Consider the following 18,198-nt stretch of genomic DNA (forward strand, 5'->3'; position numbering starts at 1 on the left):
ATTCGATAAATTGCGATACTTCAATATGACGGTCTCCACTTCCAGCCCCGATCCTGCCGCCTCGCTACCCGCCATTGACGCCGACGCCATCCTCAAGGCGCTGGCCAACCCGGTGCGGCGCGACATCCTTGCCTGGCTGAAGACGCCGCACGCGTACTTCGAGGAACGCCCGGGCCATACCTTCGAGCATGGCGTGTGCGCGGGCCACATCGATGAACGCTGCGGACTGTCCCAGTCCACCGTGTCCTCGCACCTGGCCGTTCTGCAGCGCGCGGGCCTGATCTCGGCGACCAAGGTGGGGCAGTGGATTTTCTACCGTCGCAACGAAGCCGCCATTGCCGCGTTCCTGCGGCAATTGAACCAGGATATGTAGCCCCGCTACGCCGCCAGCGGCCCCTGAACCGGGGCCAAGGATTTACGCATGAGCCAACTTTTCGAACCCCTGCGCGCAGGCGATCTGACGCTGCGCAACCGCATCGTCATGGCGCCTTTGACGCGCATGCACGCCAGCCCGGGCCGGGTGCCCAACGACCTGATGGTCGAGTACTACACCCAGCGCGCCGGCGCCGGCATGATCCTGACCGAAGCCACTGCAGTCACGCCGCAAGGCGTGGGCTATGCCGATACGCCGGGCCTGTGGACTTCCGAGCAGGTCCAGGGCTGGCGCAAGGTCACGTCCGCGGTGCACCGGGCCGGCGGCCTGATCGTGGCGCAGCTCTGGCACGTGGGCCGGATCTCCGATCCCATGTTCCTGGACGGCGAATTGCCGGTGGCGCCCAGCGCCATTGCGGCCAAGGGGCACGTCAGCCACGTGCGTCCGCAGCGCGCCTACGTCACGCCGCGCGCGCTGGAAACCGCCGAGATTCCGGGCGTGATCGAGGCTTACCGCCACGGCGCGAAGATGGCCATGGAGGCCGGTTTCGACGGCGTGGAAGTGCATGCCGCCAATGGCTATCTGCTGGACCAGTTCCTGCAGGACAGCACCAACCACCGCGACGACGCCTATGGCGGCTCGCTGGAGAACCGCGCGCGGTTGCTGCTGGAAGCCGTGGACGCCAGTGTGTCGGTGTGGGGCGCGGGCCGCGTGGGCGTGCATCTGTCGCCGCGCGGGGAAATCCACACCATGGGCGATTCCAACCCGGCCGCCACCTTCGGCTATGTGGCGCGTGAACTGGGCAAGCGCGGCATCGCCTTCCTGTGCGTGCGCGAATACGAAGCCGCCGATAGCCTGGGCCCGATGCTCAAGGCTGAGTTCGGCGGCACGTACATCGCCAATGAGGGGTTCGGCCGCGAGTCCGCCGAGGCCGCCATTGCCGCGGGCCGGGCCGATGCCGTGGCCTTCGGCGTGCAGTACATCGCCAATCCGGACCTGGCGCGCCGCTTCGAACTCAAGGCGCCGCTGAACCGGCCCAACCCGGCCACGTTCTATGCGCCGGGTCCGGGCGGCTACACCGACTATCCGGCCCTGGCCTGATCGGCTGGTCCGGCATTCAGAACACGGCGCGCATCGGATAGGTGAACAAGCCGAAGTGCGCCGCGTTCAGGCCCAGGTGCGCCAGCACCGCCGCGGCCAGGCCGCCATATTTGTAGGCCAGGCCATAGGCCGCGCCCGCCACGCCGGCCAGCAGCATCCATTGCCAGCCGCCCGCGTAATGCGCCAGGCCGAACAGCACGGCCGCGATGGCCAACGCCGCCCACGAACCCCAGGCGCGGCCGCGCCATGAGTCGGTCAGCCGCTGCTGCAGATAGCCGCGGAACAGCGCTTCCTCGGCCAAGGTCACCAGCAAGGCGTTGTTGATCAGCCAGATCCAGCCCGATTGCGGCCACTTGGGCGCCCAGCCGACCACGCCCAGCGCCAGCGCGCAGCCCAGGCACACCATCACCGCGCCAGCGCAGGCCAGCAACGCCGCCGACAACGTGGCGCGCGGGTCCGGCCCCGCCATCGGCGGCGCCAGCGCCAGCACCACCCAGAACGCCACCAGCGGCTTGTCCAGGTTCAGGTACATGCCGAAGGGCACGGCGTCCGGACTCAGCGGCGCGGGCGCGATGACCTGCGGGTTGTGAAAGCCCGGCAGCAAGTGCAGGAACAGCAACGCGGCCAGCGCGATGAAGAGCGCATGGCCGACGGCGCGCGCCATCGCGCCCGATGCCGGCTGGACCAGCACGGCCGCCAGCATCAGCAACGCCGGCCAGGCCAGCGCCACGGGGTCTATCGTGCCATTGGTCCAGGCCCAGGCGTAGGCGGCGGCCAGCGGCGCCAGCGCCCAGCGGCGCGTGGCGGGCGGCCACAGCATGGCGGCGGCAAGAAACAAGGCGGACCAGGGGCTGAGCAGGGGCACGGGCGAGGATGGGCGTCGAAAGCGCTGAGTGTAAACGCGCGGCTTGGCGTCAGCCGCGCGGCTCGCGGGCGGCCCCCGGGGCCGGCATGCTGACGTCGCGCCGCGAACCCAGGTATCCTGGCGCCTGCCGGATACCTGGGAGCCAGACTATGAAAATGATCGCGTGGTTGATGTTGGCGGCGGCGGTGCTGCCTTTCGTGTCGACGATCGTCGCCAAGGCGGGCGGAAAGAAGTTCGACAACAACGATCCGCGCGCCTGGCTGGCACGCCAGGAAGGTTGGCGCGCGCGCGCCAACGCGGCGCAGACCAATACCTTTGAATCGCTGCCGTTCTTCTTCGCCGCGGTGCTGTTCGCCCTGTATACCCAGGCGGCGCCCGCGCACGTGGCCACGCTGATGGCCTGCTGGCTGGGCGTGCGGCTGGGCTATCTGGCCATGTACCTGGCGGGCTGGGGCGCGCTGCGTTCGCTGGTGTGGGCGATCAGCGTGGGCTTCATCATCGCGATCCTGTTCGCGGGCGTCTAAGCAGCGACGGCCATGCGCAAGCGGCGTGTCGCGGCGCTGGCGGCCATTGCGCTGCTGGGCTACATCTACATTAACAACACCGACCGGTCGGTGCCCGATCCCGGCGCCCGGGCGACGCTGCTGGCGCATCGCGGCATCGCGCAACGCTACGACACGGCGGGCATGGAGCGGGACACCTGCACCGCGACCCGCATCGTCGAACCCACCCACGGCTATCTGGAAAACACCATCGCGTCCATGCGCGCGAGCTTCGAGGCCGGCGCGGACATTGTCGAGATCGACGTCCATCCCACCACCGACGGCCAGTTCGCCGTGTTCCATGACTGGACGGTCGATTGCCGCACCGAGGGCCGCGGCGCGACGCGCGAACACTCGATGGCCGAACTGAAGGCGCTGGACATCGGCTACGGCTATACCGCCGACGGCGGCAAGACCTTTCCGTTCCGCGGGCGCGGCGTGGGCCTGATGCCCACGCTGTCCGAAGTGCTGGAGGCATTTCCGCGCCAGCGCTTTCTCATCAACGTCAAGAGCCGCGACGCGCAGGAAGGCGCGGCGCTGGCGGCCGTGCTCAATGGCCTGCCGCCCGCCAGGCGGGCCGATTTCATGGCGTATGGGGGCGAGGAGCCGATAGCCCGGCTGCGCCAGTTGGCGCCGGGCGTGCGCACGCTGACGCGCTCGGACCTGAAGTCCTGCCTGCTGCGCTATGCGGCGGCGGGCTGGACCGGCCATGTGCCGCAGGCCTGCCGCGGCATGGCGCTGACGGTGCCGGTGAACGTCGCGCCCTGGCTGTGGGGCTGGCCCGGCCGCTTCCTGGACCGCATGGAGGCGGCGGGCAGCAGCGTGTTCCTGCTGGGCCCTTACGACGGCGATGGGCACTCCACGGGCATCGATACGCCCGAGGACATGAGCCGCGTGCCGCAGGGATACGCAGGCGGAATCTGGACCAATGAAATCGAAGCCGTGGCGCGCGCGTTCAAGCGCGGGCCTTGAGGCCCGCTACTTCCATTCGAACACGGCGCGCGCGGTGCCGGAGTTCTGCACCGAGACCTCGCGCTGTTGCGCCTGGCCGTTGTAGGTGGCCGAAATCTTGTAGTTGCCGGCAGGCAGCTTGACCAGCATGTACGGGCCTTCGGCGGTGGTTTGCAGCACGGACTTGCCGTGCGCATCGCTGATGGTGACGGCGACATTGGCGACGTAGTCCGCCTGGCCGCCGCGTTGCGCCGCGAACGTCAGCGCCAGCGGATAGTCCTTGGCTGCTGCCTTCATGGCTTCGGATTCGTCCAGCCCGATGCCGCCGCTGACGTATTGCACCGAACCCTGCTGCTGCACCGCCGGCATGCCCGCCTGGGCGGTGGACAGGACGCCGGCAAAGGCCATGCTGCCCAGCGCCATCGCGGCGGCCATGGTGCAGCGTTCTATACGCTTGTTCATGAGACTCTCCTGGATAGGACGATCTGCGCGTTTTCGTGCGCGCATGAACATTTCGACCCGCGTGTCGGCACGGAGTTCGCGCCCGCGGGTCTCCGTTATCAACCGATTGTTTCCGCAGCCTAGCTAAGCGTACCGCGTGCCGCGCGCCAGGAAAATGTCAGCCGGCTTTCGCCGCTGACCGAGCCGTCCGGGGCAAAGCGCCTTTCATCCAGCTGTCCGGCGCCATCGTCGCGCAGCGTCAGTACGCTGGAACTGCGGGTGCCATAGTTCGGACTGACGATGAAGGGGCTGCTCAATAGCCTTTCGCGATCCAGCGGCAGGCCGGTGGCGGGCAGGTCGGCGTCATCGGCGGGCTGGCGGTCGGCCAGTGCCGCCATCAACGCGGGCAGGTCCGGCTGCGGCCCGCTGCGCAGCACGGCTTCGAAAGCCGCCTTGGTGCGCGCCAGCTTGGGCCAGGGCGTGTCCAGCAGATGGTTGGACAGGGCGTAGACGCCTGGAGCCAGGCGCCGCGGGCCGCCGTCGCGGTTGCTGAGATACCAGGCTTCGCGCGCATCGCCCGCGATCAGGTTGAAGCCGTTGTAGGCCTGGCCCGCGGCATGCACCCGCGCCAGGTAGTCGGCCGGGGATGCCGTGCCGCGCAGATAGTCTTCGACCAGCGCGCCGCGCGAAGGCGCGTTCTCGATCATCCGGCCTGGTTCGCGGAAGTTGGTGACCAGCGCATGGCGTCCGCCGGTCGTCGCCCCCATCCAGCTGCCGCCGGCCAGGCCGTCGCGGCCGGCGTAGACCTCGGGCGCGTCAGGCCATTGCGCGGCGGGCAAGGTGGGGCGCTGATGGAATTCGTCGCGGTTGGCGGCGATCAGGACGGGGATGCCCGGCAGGGCATGCAGGGCCAGTACGGCAAGACACATGGTTCAGACCTGGTTGGCGGGTTTGTCGGGGATGGCTTTGCCTGGCGCGGCCGCGAAATCCGGGCCAGCCAGCGCGGCGCGCAAGGCTTCGATCTGGGCGGCCACGTCGCGCAGCGCTGGGGCGGGCGAGGCGATGGCGGCGGCCGGCATGGCCGCGCCTTGCGCGACAGCGGCGCTCATCTGGTGCAGGCTGGCAGCCAGCTGCGCCAGTTCCGCGGCGCTGGGCGCGGCCTGGTCCGCGGGCAGCGACCAGGCCGTGTCGGAAATGGCGTTGGCCACGCGCTCCAGCGCGACTTCCACCGGCCACCAGGCCAGCGCGCGGCGGCTGACCAGGCGCGGTTCGGACAGCCCGCGCTGCAAGGCGATGCGCAGGTCGGACAGGCGCGCGTAGGCGCGGGCGCGCAGGTCGTGGCGGCTGGTGGGATCGGCCTGGAACACCGTGTTCAGGTAGGCGGCCAGCGTGTCCATGGCGGCGGCGACCGCGTTGTCCAGGTTGCCGCGCTCTATCCGTATCCACGGCAGGTAGCCCACCAGCAGCACGATGCCCGCGGCCACGGCCACATCGATCAGGCGCGCCAGCGCGATGGGCCAGCTGCCCGGTTGCAGCGCGCCGATCAGCAGCATCAGGATGGGCAGCAGGATGGCCGAGAACAGGCCGTAGTTGCGCCGCACCGACCAGGGCAGCAGGGACGCCAGCCCCGCCACCGTGAGCAGGCTGACGATGCCGTTGCGGTCCAGCGCCAGCACGGTCGCGCTGATCGCCACGCCCACCACGCTGCCCGCGCAGCTTTGCAGCGCCCGCGCGAACACCGAGCCGAAGTTCGGCTTGAACACCACCACCACGATCAGCGGCACCCAGTAGGAACGCGGCAGCGAAGCCGCCAGTGCCACGGCCTCGGCGGCGACCAGGCACAGGCCCAGCCGTACCAGGTAGCGCAGCGTGGTCGGCCCCGGCCGGTAGGTGCGCGCCAGCACGCGCCAGGGCGTGCGCGGCCGCGCCGGCGGCAGGCCGGCGAAGGCGTCGGCCTCTGACAGCGCGCCGCCGTCCAGCAGGGGCTGCACCTGGGCCAGCGCGTCGGCCAAGGGGGCCATGCCTGCCTCGCGCAAGGCCGCGATGTCCTCGCGCGGGTCCGGCGTCGCGTCGTTTTCCACGCGGTCGGCCAGCCGGTTCATGACGCGCGCGCAGTCGCGCGGCAGCACGCGTCCGGCGCGGGCCAGCTCCAGGGCGGTATTGGTCAGCGGCGTGCAGGCTTGCAGCTGGGCCGCCAGCCGCGCCAGACGCGGGGAGGGGCCGGCCGCGCTGCGGCGGGCGGCCAGCACGGTGTCGTAGGCGGTCGTCATGGCCGCTTCCATGTCGCGCCGCGCGCTCATGGTGTGCGAGGTGCCGATGGCGGCGAACATGGCCGCCAGCTTGCGGTAGGCCATGGCGACCGCGGCGCGCTCGGGCGCTGTCGGGTGGACCACCCAGCCCGTCAGGGTCAGCGCCAGGCCGAACAGGCCGCCGGCCCCCACCAGGACCGAAGGCAGCCATGGCGGCAGGGTGGACGTCAGGCTGGCGCCGACGATGACGTAGGCGGCGAACTGCAGCGTGGAGACGGCGGCGATGTTGTTGAAGGTGCCGACCAGGCTGGCCGCCAGCACCAGCAGCGTCATGGCGGCGGAGGTCCACAGCCCGTGTCCTGCAATCAAGGTGCCGAGGAAATACCCCAGCGCGCCGCCGAACACGGTGGCGCCGATCGACAGCGCGCGGTTGCGGTAAGGACCGCCGTTGTCGCCGGTGATGGCGGGCAGCGCGCCCAGCGCGACCAGGGCCGCCGCCGCGCTCTGGTCCAGCGCCAGCCCCACCGCGGACGGCAGGCCGATGGCCAGCGCGGCGCGCAGCGCCACCCAGCGGCTGACGGGCGAAGGCTCCATGTGCGCCAGGCTCATGAGCCAACGCATATTGGCGCTGCGCGCGGCATGTTTCAGCGAGGAACGGAACACGGCGGCCTCGTGGCGCGGCCTGGGGATCAGGCCTTGATCAGCGGCGCCTCGTCGGGCGCGGCCAGCCGGAAGTAGTCTTCCGTGTTCAGGAGGATGGAGGCGTCCAGGCGGCCGGCATTGAACACGATTTCACCGTGGCGTTCGCGCAGGCTGGGATCCACCAGCAGGTGCAGGTCGGGATTGAAGGTGAAGGGCGGGATCGCGCCGATCTCGCAGCCGGTCAGTTCGCGCGCCAGGTCCTGCGACGCCAGCGACGCTTTCTTGCCGCCCGCCGCGCGGGCGATGGCGTCCAGGTCGGCCTGCTTGTCGGCCGGGAACACCGCCAGCACGTTCCTGCGCTGGTTGGAGGATATCTTGACGCGGCAGACCAGCGCCTTGGCGCCCTGGCTGACCTCGGTGCCGCGGATCGCGGCCACCTCGACGGAGCGGCCGGCCGCGGCGTGTTCAATCAGGCGGTAGCGGGCCTGGTTCTGGACAAGCAGGGCTTGCAGGCGTTCGAAGACTTCCATGGCGGGGGCGTAGATCGGGATGTGGCGAGCGCAGGCCGGGAGTCGGCCTCGTACGCCGCATGATACGCCCGCCGCGCAGCGCTGCGGCGGGCGCGTTGGCCCATCCCGGCCCGCCGCCTCAGATTTCTCCGGTGAAGGCGTAACCCCAGCCCCAGACGGTGCGGATCGGCAGTTCCAGGTTCAGGTCCAGGGCCTTGCGGCGCAGGCGGCTGACCAGCACGTCGGTGCGGCGCATCGATTCGTGGCCGCCGTGCGAGTCCGTGATGGCTGCGTCGGCGCGCGGCAGGCGCTTGTCGGCGGAAGCCGTCAGCTTGAGCAGGAACTCGCGCTCGGCCAGGGTCAAGGCCAGGCGCTTGCCTTCTGGACTGACCAGGGTCCAGGCCGCGTCATGGAATTGCCATTTGCCGGCCGCTTCGCCCGGCGTCGGCTGCGCCGGGCGCGGTTCGGGGTCGGCGGCGCGGCGGCCAGGCATGGGTATGCGCCGCAGCAGCGCCTGCAACGCGGCCGCGATTTCGGTTGCGCCCGCGTCCGGCGGCAGGCACACGTCGGCGCCGCAATGCAGGCCGAGGATGCGGTTTTCGGGGGAATCGAAGGTGGAAATGGCCACGATGCCCGCGGTGGTGTCCATGGCGCGCAGGCCGGCCACGGCCATGCAGAGATCGGACAGCTCGGCTTCCATCACCAGCAAGGGGGTGCGGCGGGCCTGGAATAGGCGGAACAGGTTGTTGGAGTCTTCGCACAACCGGGGCGAGAAGCCCATTTCCGCCAACGCCGCGCCGCGGTGCGCGCGTACTTCCGGATTGGGAGAGAAGACGATCAGGTCTAGTAGGTCATTCATGAATCGTTGTGATCTGTGCAGCATGAGCGCATGCATGATGCATCGGATACAGCGATTTCCTAAACCTCGCACAACGCCACTTTCTTACCCGAATTCTCGGACATGGTTACGTGGCGCGCGCAGGCCGCACCGTTATGGTGCGTCGGCGGGCGTTTCGTTCCACCAGCCGCCGCCCAGGGCCTGCAACAGGGCGGCGGTGTCGGCGTAGCGCGCCGCGTCCGCCGCGGTGCGCGCGATGCGCGTCTGCAACAGTTGGCGTTGGCTGTCCAGCAGGCTGAGGTGGCTGATGCCACCGGCCTGGTAGCGGCCCTGCGCGATGCGCTCGGCCTCGTCGGCGCGGCGCCAGGCCTCGTCGCTGGCCTGGTAGGCGTCGCCGTCTGTCTGCACGGCGCGCAAGGCGTCGGCGACTTGCCGGAACCCCTCCAACACCGTTTGACGGTAACCGGCCGCGGCGGCATCGTAGGCGGCCTCGGCCGAGCGCGTGCGCGCGCGCAGCTCGCCGCCGTGGAACAGCGGCTGGACCAGTCCCAGGCCCAGGCTCCAGACGTTCAGGCCATTGGACAGGTCGCCCACGCGGGTGCGTTGCGAGCCGAAGCTGGCGGTCAGGGTGAACTGCGGATACTGGTTGGCGACGGCCACGCCGACATTGGCCGAGGCCTGGCGCCAGAGCGCTTCGGCGGCCAGGATGTCGGGGCGCTGGCGGGTCAGGGCCGAGGGCACGCCGGTGGGCACGTCGGCGGGCAGCGTCAGGTCGGCCAGCCGCAGGGGCGCGGACCGCAGCTCGGCCGGCGCCAGGCCCAGGTAGGCGGCCAGCTGGTGCGTGGCCTGCGCCAGTTGGTACTCCAGCGGCGGCAGCGTGGCGCGCGTCTGCGCGACCAGCAATTCCTGGTTGCGCAGATCGGCCTCGGACACGCCGCCGGCCTGTTGGCGCTGGCGCATGATGTCCTGTTGCCGCTCCTGCGCCGCCAGCAGCGCCCGCGTGTCGGCCAGGCGTTCGTTCAGGTCCGCCTGGCGGATCGCCGCCGTGACCACGTTGCCGGCCAGCGACATGCGCGCGGCCTGCAGTTCATGCGCCTGGTAGTCCACCTGGGCGCTCGATCCTTCCAGCGCGCGGCGGTTGCCGCCGAACACGTCCAGCGTGTAGGACACGTCGATGGAGGCGTTGTAGAGCGTGAAGGGCGGGGGCTGTTCGGCCATCGGCACGCCGAAGGCCGCGGGGTCCACTTTCTGCCGCGTGGCCGACAGGTTGCCATCCACCCTGGGCAGCATGCGGCCGCCGGTTTCGGCGTTCAAATCCTCGCTGGCCTGGCGCAAGCGGGCGCGCGCCTGCTCCAGCGTGGGGCTGGCCTGCAGCGCCTGCCGCACCAGCTGGTCCAGCGCCTCGGAGCGGAACAACTGCCACCATTGCGCGGGGATGTCGGCGCCGGCCTGCAGGCGCTGCGCGCCGGCGGCCGGGGCGGATGCGGGCGGCGCGGTGTAGGCGTCGACCTGCGGCGCGGCGGGCCGCTCGAAGTCCGGCCCGACCGCGCAGCCCGCAAGCAGCGCGCACAGGACGGGCGCGGCCAGCCTGTGCGCGGCGGCGGACGGAAAGGGCAGGAGCGTGGGGCGGGACATGGCGGTTCAATCCAGGGTGCGGCGGTAGAACTTCACGGCGGCGGTCATGACAACCACGGTAAACAGCAGCAGCGGCCAGATGCTGGGCCACAGGTCCCACCAGCCGTTGCCCTTGAGCAGGATGCCGCGGATCAGCCGGTTGAAGTGGGTCAGCGGCAGCAGGTTGCCCAAATACTGCGCCCACAGCGGCATGCCCTGGAACGGAAACATGAAGCCGGACAGCAGCATGTTGGGCAGGAAATAAAACATGGTCAGCTGCATGGCCTGCAACTGGTTCTGCGCCAGCGACGACAGGGTGATGCCCACGGTCAGGTTGGCGGCGACGAACACCAGCGCCGACAGGTACACGGCCAGCAGCGATCCCTGGAACGGCACGTGGAACACGAAGTGCGCGGCCAGCAGGATGATGCTGGACTGGATCAGGCCGATGGCGATGTAGGGCACGATCTTGCCCGTCATCACCTCGATCGGCCGCACCGGCATCGCCAGCAGGTTTTCCATCGTGCCGCGTTCGCGTTCGCGCGTCATGGCCAGGCCGGTCATCATCACCAGCGTCATGGTCAGGATCACGCCCATCAGGCCCGGCACGGTGTTGTATTGCGAGATCTGTTCTTCGTTGTAGAGCTGGTGCACCAGCACGTCGAACGGCGGTTGGCCGCCGGCCAGGCCGGCCAGCGGCCCGGTGAGGTCCTTCTGCGCCACGGCCTGCGCCAACTGCGTGGCCGACCCCAAGGCCAGCCCGGTCGCCATGGGGTCGGTCGCGTCGGCCTCGATCAGCAGCGCGGGACGCTCGCCGCGCAGCAGCTTGCGGCTGAAGTCCGGCGGTATGGTCAGGACGAACAGCACGCGGCCTTGGGCCAGGGCGGTGCGGCCCTGTTCCTCGTTGTCCAGCTCTTCGATGATGTGGAAGTAGTCGGACGATCTCATCGCCGCCACGAAGCTGCGCGTGAACGGGCTGTGGTCGGCGGCGATGACCGCCGTCGGCATCTGCTTGGGGTTCGTGTTGATGGCGTAGCCGAACAGCGCCAGCTGCATGATGGGCAGGCCCACGATCATGCCGAAGGTGATGCGGTCACGGCGCAGTTGCAGGAACTCCTTGAGCACCATGCTCCACCAGCGCGACCACGAAAAGCCTTGCAGATGGCGCATCATGGCGGGCTCGCGAAGTTGTCGGTGGAACGCTTCATCAGGTAGATGAAGACGTCCTCCAGGCTGGTGTCGATGCGCTCCAGGCTCAGGTCCTGGCCGGCGATGGCGTCCGTCAGCGTGCGCTCCAGCAGCGCCGCGTCGCGGCCGCTGATGTGCAGCGCGGAGCCGAAGGCCACGGTCTGGTCCACGCCCGGCGCGTTGCGCAGGCGCTGCGCCAGCGGCACCAGGTTGTGGCCGTGGATGGCCCAGGTGGTCAGGCCCTGTTCGGCGATGACGTCCTCGGCCGTGCCTTGCGTCAGCAACCGGCCGTAGGAGATGTAGGCCAGCTTGTGGCAGCGTTCGGCCTCGTCCATGTAGTGCGTGCTGACCAGCACCGATATGCCGCGCGCCGCCAGTTCATGCAGCTGCTCCCAGAAATCGCGCCGCGCGGTCGGGTCCACGCCGGCGGTGGGTTCGTCCAGCAGCAGCAGCTTGGGTTGATGCAGCAGGCAGGCCGCCAATGCCAGGCGCTGCTTCCAGCCGCCGGACAAGGATCCCGTCAATTGCTTGGCGCGGCTTTGCAGGCCCAGGTCCTCCAAAGCGCGTTCCACGGTTTCCTTGCGCTCGGGCATGCCGTACATGCGCGCCACGAAGTCCAGGTTCTCGCGGATGGTCAGGTCGTCCCAGTACGAGAACTTCTGCGTCATGTAGCCCACGTGCCGCTTGATCTGGGCGCTGTCGCGCAGGATGTCGTAGCCCAGGCAGGTGCCGCTGCCCGAGTCCGGCGTCAAGAGTCCGCACATCAGGCGGATGCAGGTGGTCTTGCCGCTGCCGTTGGGCCCCAGGAAGCCGAAGATCTCGCCTTCGCGCACCTGCAGCGACACGTCGTTGACCACGTGCTTGTCGCCGAAACGCTTGTTCAGGCCGTGCACGTCGATGACGTAGTCCGAGGCGGGCGCGTTCATTGCGGAGTGACCTCCATCGGCTGGCCGGGATGCAGCCGCGCGGCGGCCTCGGGCGCGGGCCGGGCCTGCACCATGTAGACCAGCTTGCTGCGGCTTTCGCGGCTGTAGATCACGGGCGGCGTGTACTCGGCCTGGGCCGAGATGTAGTCGATGCGCACGGGGATGGGGTCGCCGCAGGCGTCGCAGCGCACCGTCGCCTGCTGGCCGATCTTCAGCCCGCCCAAGGCCTCTTCCGGCACGAAGAAGCGCACCTTGATGTTGCCGGGCGGCAGCAGGCTAACCACCGGACTGCCGGCGGGCACCCATTCGCCGACGCGGTACAAGGTGTCGAACACCAGTCCCGCGGCCGGCGCGGCCAGGCGTTTTTGCGCCAGCGTCCATTCCGCCTGGGCCAGGGCCGCCTTGGCTGCCTCCACTTCGGCGGCCTGGGCGCGGCGCTGTTCGTCGCGGCCGGGCAGGCGGGCGACCTCGAGCTGGGCCTGTAGTTCGCGCACCCGCGCCGCGTCCGATTGCGCCTGTTCGCGGCTGTCGTCCAGCTGGGCGCGGGCGATGCCGCCGATGCGGAACTGGTCGGTGTCGCGCCGCAGTTGCGCCGCCGAGCGGCGGCTGGCGGCTTCGGCCTGGGCCAGTTGGGCGCGGCTGACGTCGACTTCCGCCGGGCGTTTGCCGGTGGCGATGTCTTCCTGCTGCGCCACGGCGGCGGCCAGTTGCGCGCTGGCCTGGTCGCGCGCCGCGGTCTCGCGCGTGGCTTCGAGCGCGAAAAGCGGCGCGTTGGCTTCGACCTGCTGGCCGCGCCGCACCGGCAGTTCGGCCAGCCGCCCGGGCTCGGAGGACGCCACGTAGACGTATTCGCCTTCGGCGTAGCCCTGGAAGAAAGTCCCGTTGTCCTTGCCGCAGCCGCCCAGGGCAAGCAGCGCCAGCGAGCAGGCGGGCAGGGGGCGGCGCAAGGCGGTATGGATGCGCATGGTCAGCGTCCTGGAGGGGCGGAAGTCGGCGCGGGCGGCGAGAACAAGCCGCCCGTGAGCATGGCGATGGCGTGGGTCGCGATCGCGCGGGTGTCGATGGATTGCGCCTGCGCGTCGTCCTGCAGCACGCGCCGCCACAGGCTGGAGGTGGCCAGCGGCAGCAGGGTCAGGCCCAGGATGGACAGGAACACCAGGCGCGGCTCCACGCCCGGCGTGATGGCGCCCATGCGCTGGCTGTCCGCGATCAGGCCCGAGAAGGCCTGCAGGCGGTCGGCCGGCAGATGGCGCAGCACGCGGTCGCGCAGCTGGCCGCCTTCGTTGACGACCTCATGCAGCCACAGGGCGGGCAGCCAGGGCCGCTCGGCGGCGCTCTGCACCAGGCGGCCGACGACTTCGGCGATGAAGGCGCGCACGGCGGCGGGCGGATCGGCCGCCGGATCCTGCGCCTGCGCAAGCGGGGACCAGACAAAGCCGATCACCGGCACGATCCGCTCCAGCACCACCGCGTCTATCAATTGATCGCGGCTCTTGAAGTAGTAGTGGACCATCGCCGAGGTGACGCCGGCGCGTTGCGCGATATGCGTGAGGGTGGTGGCCGCGACGCCCTGGGCCGCGAACAGGCGCGTGGCGACGTCCAGCAGATTGGCGCGGGCGGCGGCGTTGTCGGGGCGCGGCGGCCGGCCGGGCCGGCGAGCGGGCGTGGAGGGTTCGGAGCGGCGTTCGGGGCACATGCGGCGTATGTTAATTAAATTATTAATTAATTAAAAGAGGGGCCGCGGCCAGGGTTACACATCGGCCGGGACGGCATCGATGGTGTAATGGCCCGGTACCCCATCCCGCCACCCGGGCTGTTCCCGCAAGGCCCGGGCGGCTTCCTTGCAGGAGGCTGGACCGTCATGCCGCAATCGTCTTCCATCAACCGCCGCATCGTGCTTGCCGCGCGCCCGCAGGGCGAGCCGGCGGACAGCGATTTCCGCCTGGAAACCGGCGAAGTTCCCCAGCCCGGCCCCGGCCAGGTGCTGCTGCGCACCGTGTACCTGTCGCTCGATCCCTACATGCGCGGCCGCATGAGCGATGCGCCGTCCTATGCCGAGCCGGTGCAGGTCGGCGCCGTCATGGTCGGCGGCACGGTGACGCGGGTCGAAGCCTCCAACCATCCCGACTACCGTCCGGGCGAGTGGGTGCTGGCGCAATCAGGCTGGCAGGACTATGCCCTGTCCGATGGCGCCGGCCTGTTGCGGCTGGGGCCCAATCCCGAACACCCGTCCTATTCGCTGGGCGTGCTGGGCATGCCCGGCTTCACCGGCTACATGGGCCTGCTGGACATCGGCCAGCCCAAGGCGGGCGAGACCGTGGTGGTGGCCGCGGCCAGCGGCGCGGTGGGCGCGGTGGTCGGCCAGATCGCCAAGATCCACGGCTGCAAGGTGGTCGGCATCGCGGGCGGCGCGGACAAGTGCCGCTATGTGGTCCAGGAGCTGGGCTTTGACGACTGCCTGGACCACAAGGCGCCCGATCTGCCGGGCCGCCTGGCGCGCGCCGTGCCGCAGGGCATCGACGTGTACTTCGAGAACGTCGGCGGCGCGGTCTTCGACGCGGTGCTGCCGCTCTTGAATCCGCGTGCGCGGGTACCGGTCTGCGGCCTGATCTCGGCCTACAACGCCACCAGCCAGCCGCAAGGACCGGACCGCCTGGGCGTGCTGATGCGCGCCATCCTCACCAAGCGTCTCAAGGTGCAGGGCTTCATCATTTTCAACGAATACGCGCACCGCTACGGCGAGTTCCGCGAGGCGATGCAAGGCTTGATCCAGCAAGGCCGCATCAAGTACCGCGAGGACGTGGTCGATGGCCTGGAGAACGCGCCGCGCGGCCTGATCGGGCTGCTCAAGGGTGAAAACGCCGGCAAGCGCATCGTGCGCGTCGGCCCGGACCAAAGGAGCGCCGCATGAACATCCTGATCGTGCTGACGTCCCACGACACGCTGGGCAACACCGGCCGCAAGACCGGATTCTGGCTGGAGGAATTCGCCGCTCCCTATTACGCCTTCGTCGACGCGGGCGCCAAGGTCACGCTGGCTTCGCCCGCGGGCGGGCAGCCGCCGCTGGATCCCAAGAGCGACGACCCCGACGCCCAGACCGACGACACGCGGCGCTTTCGCCAGGACCAGGACGCGCAGCGGCTACTGGCCGCCACCTTGCCGCTGGCGCAGGTGCAGGCGGCCGATTACGACGCCGTGTTCTATCCCGGCGGCCACGGCCCCTTGTGGGATCTGGCGGAAGATCCCAATTCGGTCTCGCTGATCGAAACCATGCTGGCGGCGGGCAAGCCCGTCGCGGCCGTGTGCCATGCGCCCGGCGTGCTGCGCCATGCCAAGACGGCTGACGGCAAGCCGCTGGTGCAGGGCAGGCAGGTCACCGGTTTTTCCAATGCGGAAGAGGCGGCGGTGCAGCTGACCGACGTCGTGCCTTTCCTGGTGGAGGATGAACTCAAGCAGTTGGGCGGGCTGTACACCAGCGGCCCGGACTGGCAGCCGCACGTGGTCGGCGACGGCCTGCTGGTCACGGGGCAGAATCCGGCGTCTTCCGTGGGCGTGGCGAACGCGCTGCTGGACAGATTGAAGGATTGAATCCTGACGGCCGGACCGGGTCCCCGTCGCATGCGCGGGACGGGTCCGGCTCTGCTTTGCCCTGGGCCGCAGCATCTGATCGGTAAGGATTGCTGCGCAATGTGTCAGAATCGCGACCTTTTGCTACAGCGCAATGCGGCCCGGCCGCCTTGCGCGCGATGACCGATGCCTCCAGACGTACCCGAATATCCCGCTGGCTCCTGCGTGGCGGCCTTGTTTGCCGCCATGCGGGCGCGCGACCCGGCCACCGGCCGCCATTCCGAAAGAGTTGTTGCGTTGAGCGTGGCGCTGGCCAGAGCCTGCAATTTGCCGGAAGCGGAACAGGAAGCGGTCGCTGTCGCTGCCCGCCTGCACGACATCGGCAAGATCGGCACGCCGGACCGGGTGCTGTATTCGCCCAAGCGCCTGGACCGCGACGATTGGGAAATCATGAAGGCGCACGCCGCGGTGGGCGCCGAGATCATCATGCATAGCGACATCCCGCAGCGCGAGCTGATCGCGCGGGCGGTGCGCCACCACCACGAGCACTTTGACGGATCAGGCTATCCCGCGGGCATGTCAGGCGAGGATATCCCGCTGCATTCGCGCATCATTTCGCTGGCCGATTCCTATGACGCGTTGGGCGACGCGCGGCCTTACCACCCCGCGCGCACACACGCGGAGATCATGCGCATCCTGCACCAGGAGGCCGGCTCGAAATGCGATCCGGCGCTGCTGCGCACATTCGAGGCAATGATCCAGCAAAGCCCGCTGAAGGTTCCGTAGGATCGGCTACTTCAGCCGGTAGTTCGCAGCCACCGTTTCCAGGTCTTGCAAGGTGCGCTGTTGCCACGCGGCGTCATGGCCCAGCTCTTCGGCCAGGATGCGCGCCACTTCAGGCGCGGCCAGCATCGCGGCCTCGCTGTCCAGGAAGAGGGCGCGGTTGCGGCGCGCCAGCACGTCCTCGGCGCTGCGCGCGAGTTCATACCTTGCGGCAAAACGCACATGCGCTTCCGACAGGCCGCTGGCGCGCACCAGCATGCGTTGCGCGCCGGGCAGGGCCTTCAATGCGGGCAGGTCGCTGCCGTAGTAGCTGTCCGGCGTGCCGGCGTGTTCCTGCGAGGGCGCCAGGCCCGCCGCGCCGTGCAGCGGCAGCGATTCCGTGCGGCAGGAGGCCTGCGTCAGCAGCTGATGCTGGATGGCCGTGTCCACCACGTCCTGCGCCATGCGGCGATAGGTGGTCCACTTGCCGCCGGTGACGGTCACCAGCCCGGCCTTGGACACCAGGATGGTGTGCTCGCGCGACAAGGACTTGGTGGAGGCTTCGCCCGTGGCCTTGACCAGCGGACGCAGCCCGGCCCAGACGCTGGTGACGTCGTCGCGCGTAGGCTTGCGGCTGAGGTAGCGCGCCGCGGTGCTGAGAATGAAATCCACGTCCTGCGCGCCGGCTTGCGGATCCAGCGGCAGGTCGTCGCGCGGCGTATCGGTGGTGCCGACGATGGTGTGGCCGTTCCATGGCACCACGAACAGCACGCGGCCGTCGTCGGTCTTGGGGATCAGGATGGCGCGCTTGCCCGGCAGGAAATCCTGCGGCAGGGTCAGGTGCACGCCCTGGCTGGGCGCGACCATGGTCTGCGCATTCTTGTCTTCCATGCGGCGCACCGCGTCAACCCAGACGCCGGTGGCGTTGACCGCGCAGCGCGCGCGCAGCGTGAAGCTGGCGCCGCCGATCGCGTCTTGCACGGTCACGCCATCTACCTTGCCGCCCGTCATGGTCAGGCCGGTGGCGCGCATGTAGTTCACCGCGGTGCCGCCCAGGTCGAACAGCGTGCGCATCAGGCTCACCGCCAGGCGCGCATCGTCGAACTGGCCGTCGTAATACAGCACGCCGCCTTTCAGATTCTTGCCCTGCACGTTCTCGGCCAGCGTCGGCGCGTTGGCCAGCGTGTCGCGGCGCGACAGCCAGCGGCTGGGCGCCAGGTTCAGCTTGCCGGCCAGCATGTCGTACATCTTCAGGCCGATGCCGTAGAAGGGCTGGTCGAACAGGTTGTAGGCCGGCACCACGAAGCCCAGCGGCCACACCAGGTGCGGCGCGTTGCGGTTGAGCAGGCCGCGCTCATGCAGCGCTTCGCGCACCAGGCTGACGTTGCCCTGCGCCAGGTAGCGCACGCCGCCGTGCACCAGCTTGGTGGCCTTGCTGGAGGTGCCCTTGGCGAAGTCCGCGCCTTCGATCAGCAGGGTGCGATAGCCGCGCGAGGCGGCATCGACGGCCGTGCCCAGGCCGGTGGCGCCGCCGCCGATGACGATCACGTCCCAGGAGTGCGTGTTGTCCAGCGTGTTCAGGAGACGGTTGCGGTCGGGCGGGGCGACGGAGGCTAGCGGTTGGTTCATG

19 protein-coding genes are annotated in these 18,198 nt (G+C 69.6%); 7 read left to right on the forward strand and 12 right to left on the reverse strand.

Annotated features, from left to right (window positions below):
- The first annotated feature begins 25 nt into the window (after positions 1-25).
- Together BRO63_RS16615 and BRO63_RS16620 are read left to right on the forward strand one after the other, a co-directional pair.
- Positions 26-373, forward strand: coding sequence for an ArsR/SmtB family transcription factor (locus BRO63_RS16615; protein WP_088140830.1), 348 nt, complete (start codon positions 26-28; stop codon positions 371-373).
- A gap of 48 nt (positions 374-421) precedes the next feature.
- Positions 422-1,474 (forward strand): alkene reductase, encoded by a 1,053-nt coding sequence (locus BRO63_RS16620; RefSeq protein ID WP_088140831.1) that lies wholly within the window; start codon positions 422-424, stop codon positions 1,472-1,474.
- A 16-nt stretch (positions 1,475-1,490) separates the two neighbouring features.
- On the opposite strand, the gene BRO63_RS16625 is transcribed toward BRO63_RS16620, so the two are convergent.
- Complete coding sequence (locus BRO63_RS16625; protein ID WP_179215128.1) at positions 1,491-2,294, reverse strand: CPBP family intramembrane glutamic endopeptidase; 804 nt, start codon at positions 2,292-2,294, stop codon at positions 1,491-1,493.
- A 194-nt stretch (positions 2,295-2,488) separates the two neighbouring features.
- On the opposite strand from BRO63_RS16625, the gene BRO63_RS16630 reads away from it, so the two are divergent.
- Together BRO63_RS16630 and BRO63_RS16635 are read left to right on the forward strand one after the other, a co-directional pair.
- The gene (locus BRO63_RS16630) at positions 2,489-2,863 is read left to right on the forward strand and encodes an MAPEG family protein (RefSeq protein WP_088140833.1); all 375 of its coding nucleotides are present in this window, start codon (positions 2,489-2,491) and stop codon (positions 2,861-2,863) included.
- A 12-nt stretch (positions 2,864-2,875) separates the two neighbouring features.
- A complete protein-coding gene (locus BRO63_RS16635; RefSeq protein WP_088140834.1) occupies positions 2,876-3,853 on the forward strand; it encodes a glycerophosphodiester phosphodiesterase family protein in 978 nt (325 codons plus the stop codon).
- A gap of 6 nt (positions 3,854-3,859) precedes the next feature.
- Here BRO63_RS16635 and BRO63_RS16640 read toward each other — a convergent pair whose 3' ends face one another.
- The 10 genes from BRO63_RS16640 to BRO63_RS16685 form a co-directional block, all read right to left on the reverse strand.
- Complete coding sequence (locus tag BRO63_RS16640) at positions 3,860-4,294, reverse strand: carboxypeptidase-like regulatory domain-containing protein (RefSeq protein WP_088140835.1); 435 nt, start codon at positions 4,292-4,294, stop codon at positions 3,860-3,862.
- A gap of 119 nt (positions 4,295-4,413) precedes the next feature.
- Positions 4,414-5,202, reverse strand: coding sequence for an NRDE family protein (locus tag BRO63_RS16645; protein WP_088140836.1), 789 nt, complete (start codon positions 5,200-5,202; stop codon positions 4,414-4,416).
- 3 nt (positions 5,203-5,205) lie between these two features.
- Positions 5,206-7,185, reverse strand: a complete 1,980-nt coding sequence (locus BRO63_RS16650) for an FUSC family protein (RefSeq protein WP_088140837.1) — start codon at positions 7,183-7,185, stop codon at positions 5,206-5,208.
- 26 nt (positions 7,186-7,211) lie between these two features.
- Positions 7,212-7,694, reverse strand: coding sequence for a YbaK/prolyl-tRNA synthetase associated domain-containing protein (locus BRO63_RS16655; protein ID WP_088140838.1), 483 nt, complete (start codon positions 7,692-7,694; stop codon positions 7,212-7,214).
- 118 nt (positions 7,695-7,812) lie between these two features.
- Positions 7,813-8,532, reverse strand: a complete 720-nt coding sequence (locus BRO63_RS16660) for a response regulator transcription factor (protein WP_088140839.1) — start codon at positions 8,530-8,532, stop codon at positions 7,813-7,815.
- 132 nt (positions 8,533-8,664) lie between these two features.
- Entirely contained in the window at positions 8,665-10,146 is a 1,482-nt protein-coding gene (locus BRO63_RS16665) for an efflux transporter outer membrane subunit (RefSeq protein WP_256943331.1), read from the reverse strand.
- A 6-nt stretch (positions 10,147-10,152) separates the two neighbouring features.
- Positions 10,153-11,298: an ABC transporter permease gene (locus BRO63_RS16670; RefSeq protein WP_088140840.1), complete on the reverse strand. Its 1,146-nt coding sequence runs from the start codon at positions 11,296-11,298 to the stop codon at positions 10,153-10,155.
- Complete coding sequence (locus tag BRO63_RS16675; protein ID WP_088140841.1) at positions 11,295-12,239, reverse strand: ABC transporter ATP-binding protein; 945 nt, start codon at positions 12,237-12,239, stop codon at positions 11,295-11,297. Before BRO63_RS16675 ends, BRO63_RS16670 begins: the two co-directional genes overlap by 4 nt.
- The gene (locus tag BRO63_RS16680) at positions 12,236-13,204 is read right to left on the reverse strand and encodes an HlyD family secretion protein (protein WP_088140842.1); all 969 of its coding nucleotides are present in this window, start codon (positions 13,202-13,204) and stop codon (positions 12,236-12,238) included. The genes BRO63_RS16675 and BRO63_RS16680 overlap by 4 nt, the downstream gene beginning before the upstream one ends.
- Positions 13,205-13,206: 2 nt before the next feature.
- Positions 13,207-13,935: a TetR/AcrR family transcriptional regulator gene (locus BRO63_RS16685; RefSeq protein ID WP_088140843.1), complete on the reverse strand. Its 729-nt coding sequence runs from the start codon at positions 13,933-13,935 to the stop codon at positions 13,207-13,209.
- Between the two features lie 165 nt (positions 13,936-14,100).
- Here BRO63_RS16685 and BRO63_RS16690 point away from each other — a divergent pair, with 165 nt between their 5' ends.
- The 3 genes from BRO63_RS16690 to BRO63_RS16700 all read left to right on the forward strand — a co-directional run bounded on the left by BRO63_RS16690 (position 14,101) and on the right by BRO63_RS16700 (position 16,592).
- Positions 14,101-15,150 (forward strand): NADP-dependent oxidoreductase, encoded by a 1,050-nt coding sequence (locus tag BRO63_RS16690; protein WP_088140844.1) that lies wholly within the window; start codon positions 14,101-14,103, stop codon positions 15,148-15,150.
- The gene (locus BRO63_RS16695; RefSeq protein WP_088140845.1) at positions 15,147-15,827 is read left to right on the forward strand and encodes a type 1 glutamine amidotransferase domain-containing protein; all 681 of its coding nucleotides are present in this window, start codon (positions 15,147-15,149) and stop codon (positions 15,825-15,827) included. Before BRO63_RS16690 ends, BRO63_RS16695 begins: the two co-directional genes overlap by 4 nt.
- Before the next feature lie 165 nt (positions 15,828-15,992).
- Entirely contained in the window at positions 15,993-16,592 is a 600-nt protein-coding gene (locus tag BRO63_RS16700) for an HD-GYP domain-containing protein (protein WP_088140846.1), read from the forward strand.
- Between the two features lie 6 nt (positions 16,593-16,598).
- On the opposite strand, the gene BRO63_RS16705 is transcribed toward BRO63_RS16700, so the two are convergent.
- Complete coding sequence (locus BRO63_RS16705) at positions 16,599-18,197, reverse strand: glycerol-3-phosphate dehydrogenase/oxidase (protein ID WP_088140883.1); 1,599 nt, start codon at positions 18,195-18,197, stop codon at positions 16,599-16,601.
- Between the last annotated feature and the right edge of the window lies 1 nt (position 18,198).

This window comes from Achromobacter xylosoxidans, from assembly GCF_002192695.1.
GTDB classification, from domain to species: domain Bacteria; phylum Pseudomonadota; class Gammaproteobacteria; order Burkholderiales; family Burkholderiaceae_B; genus Achromobacter; species Achromobacter xylosoxidans_C.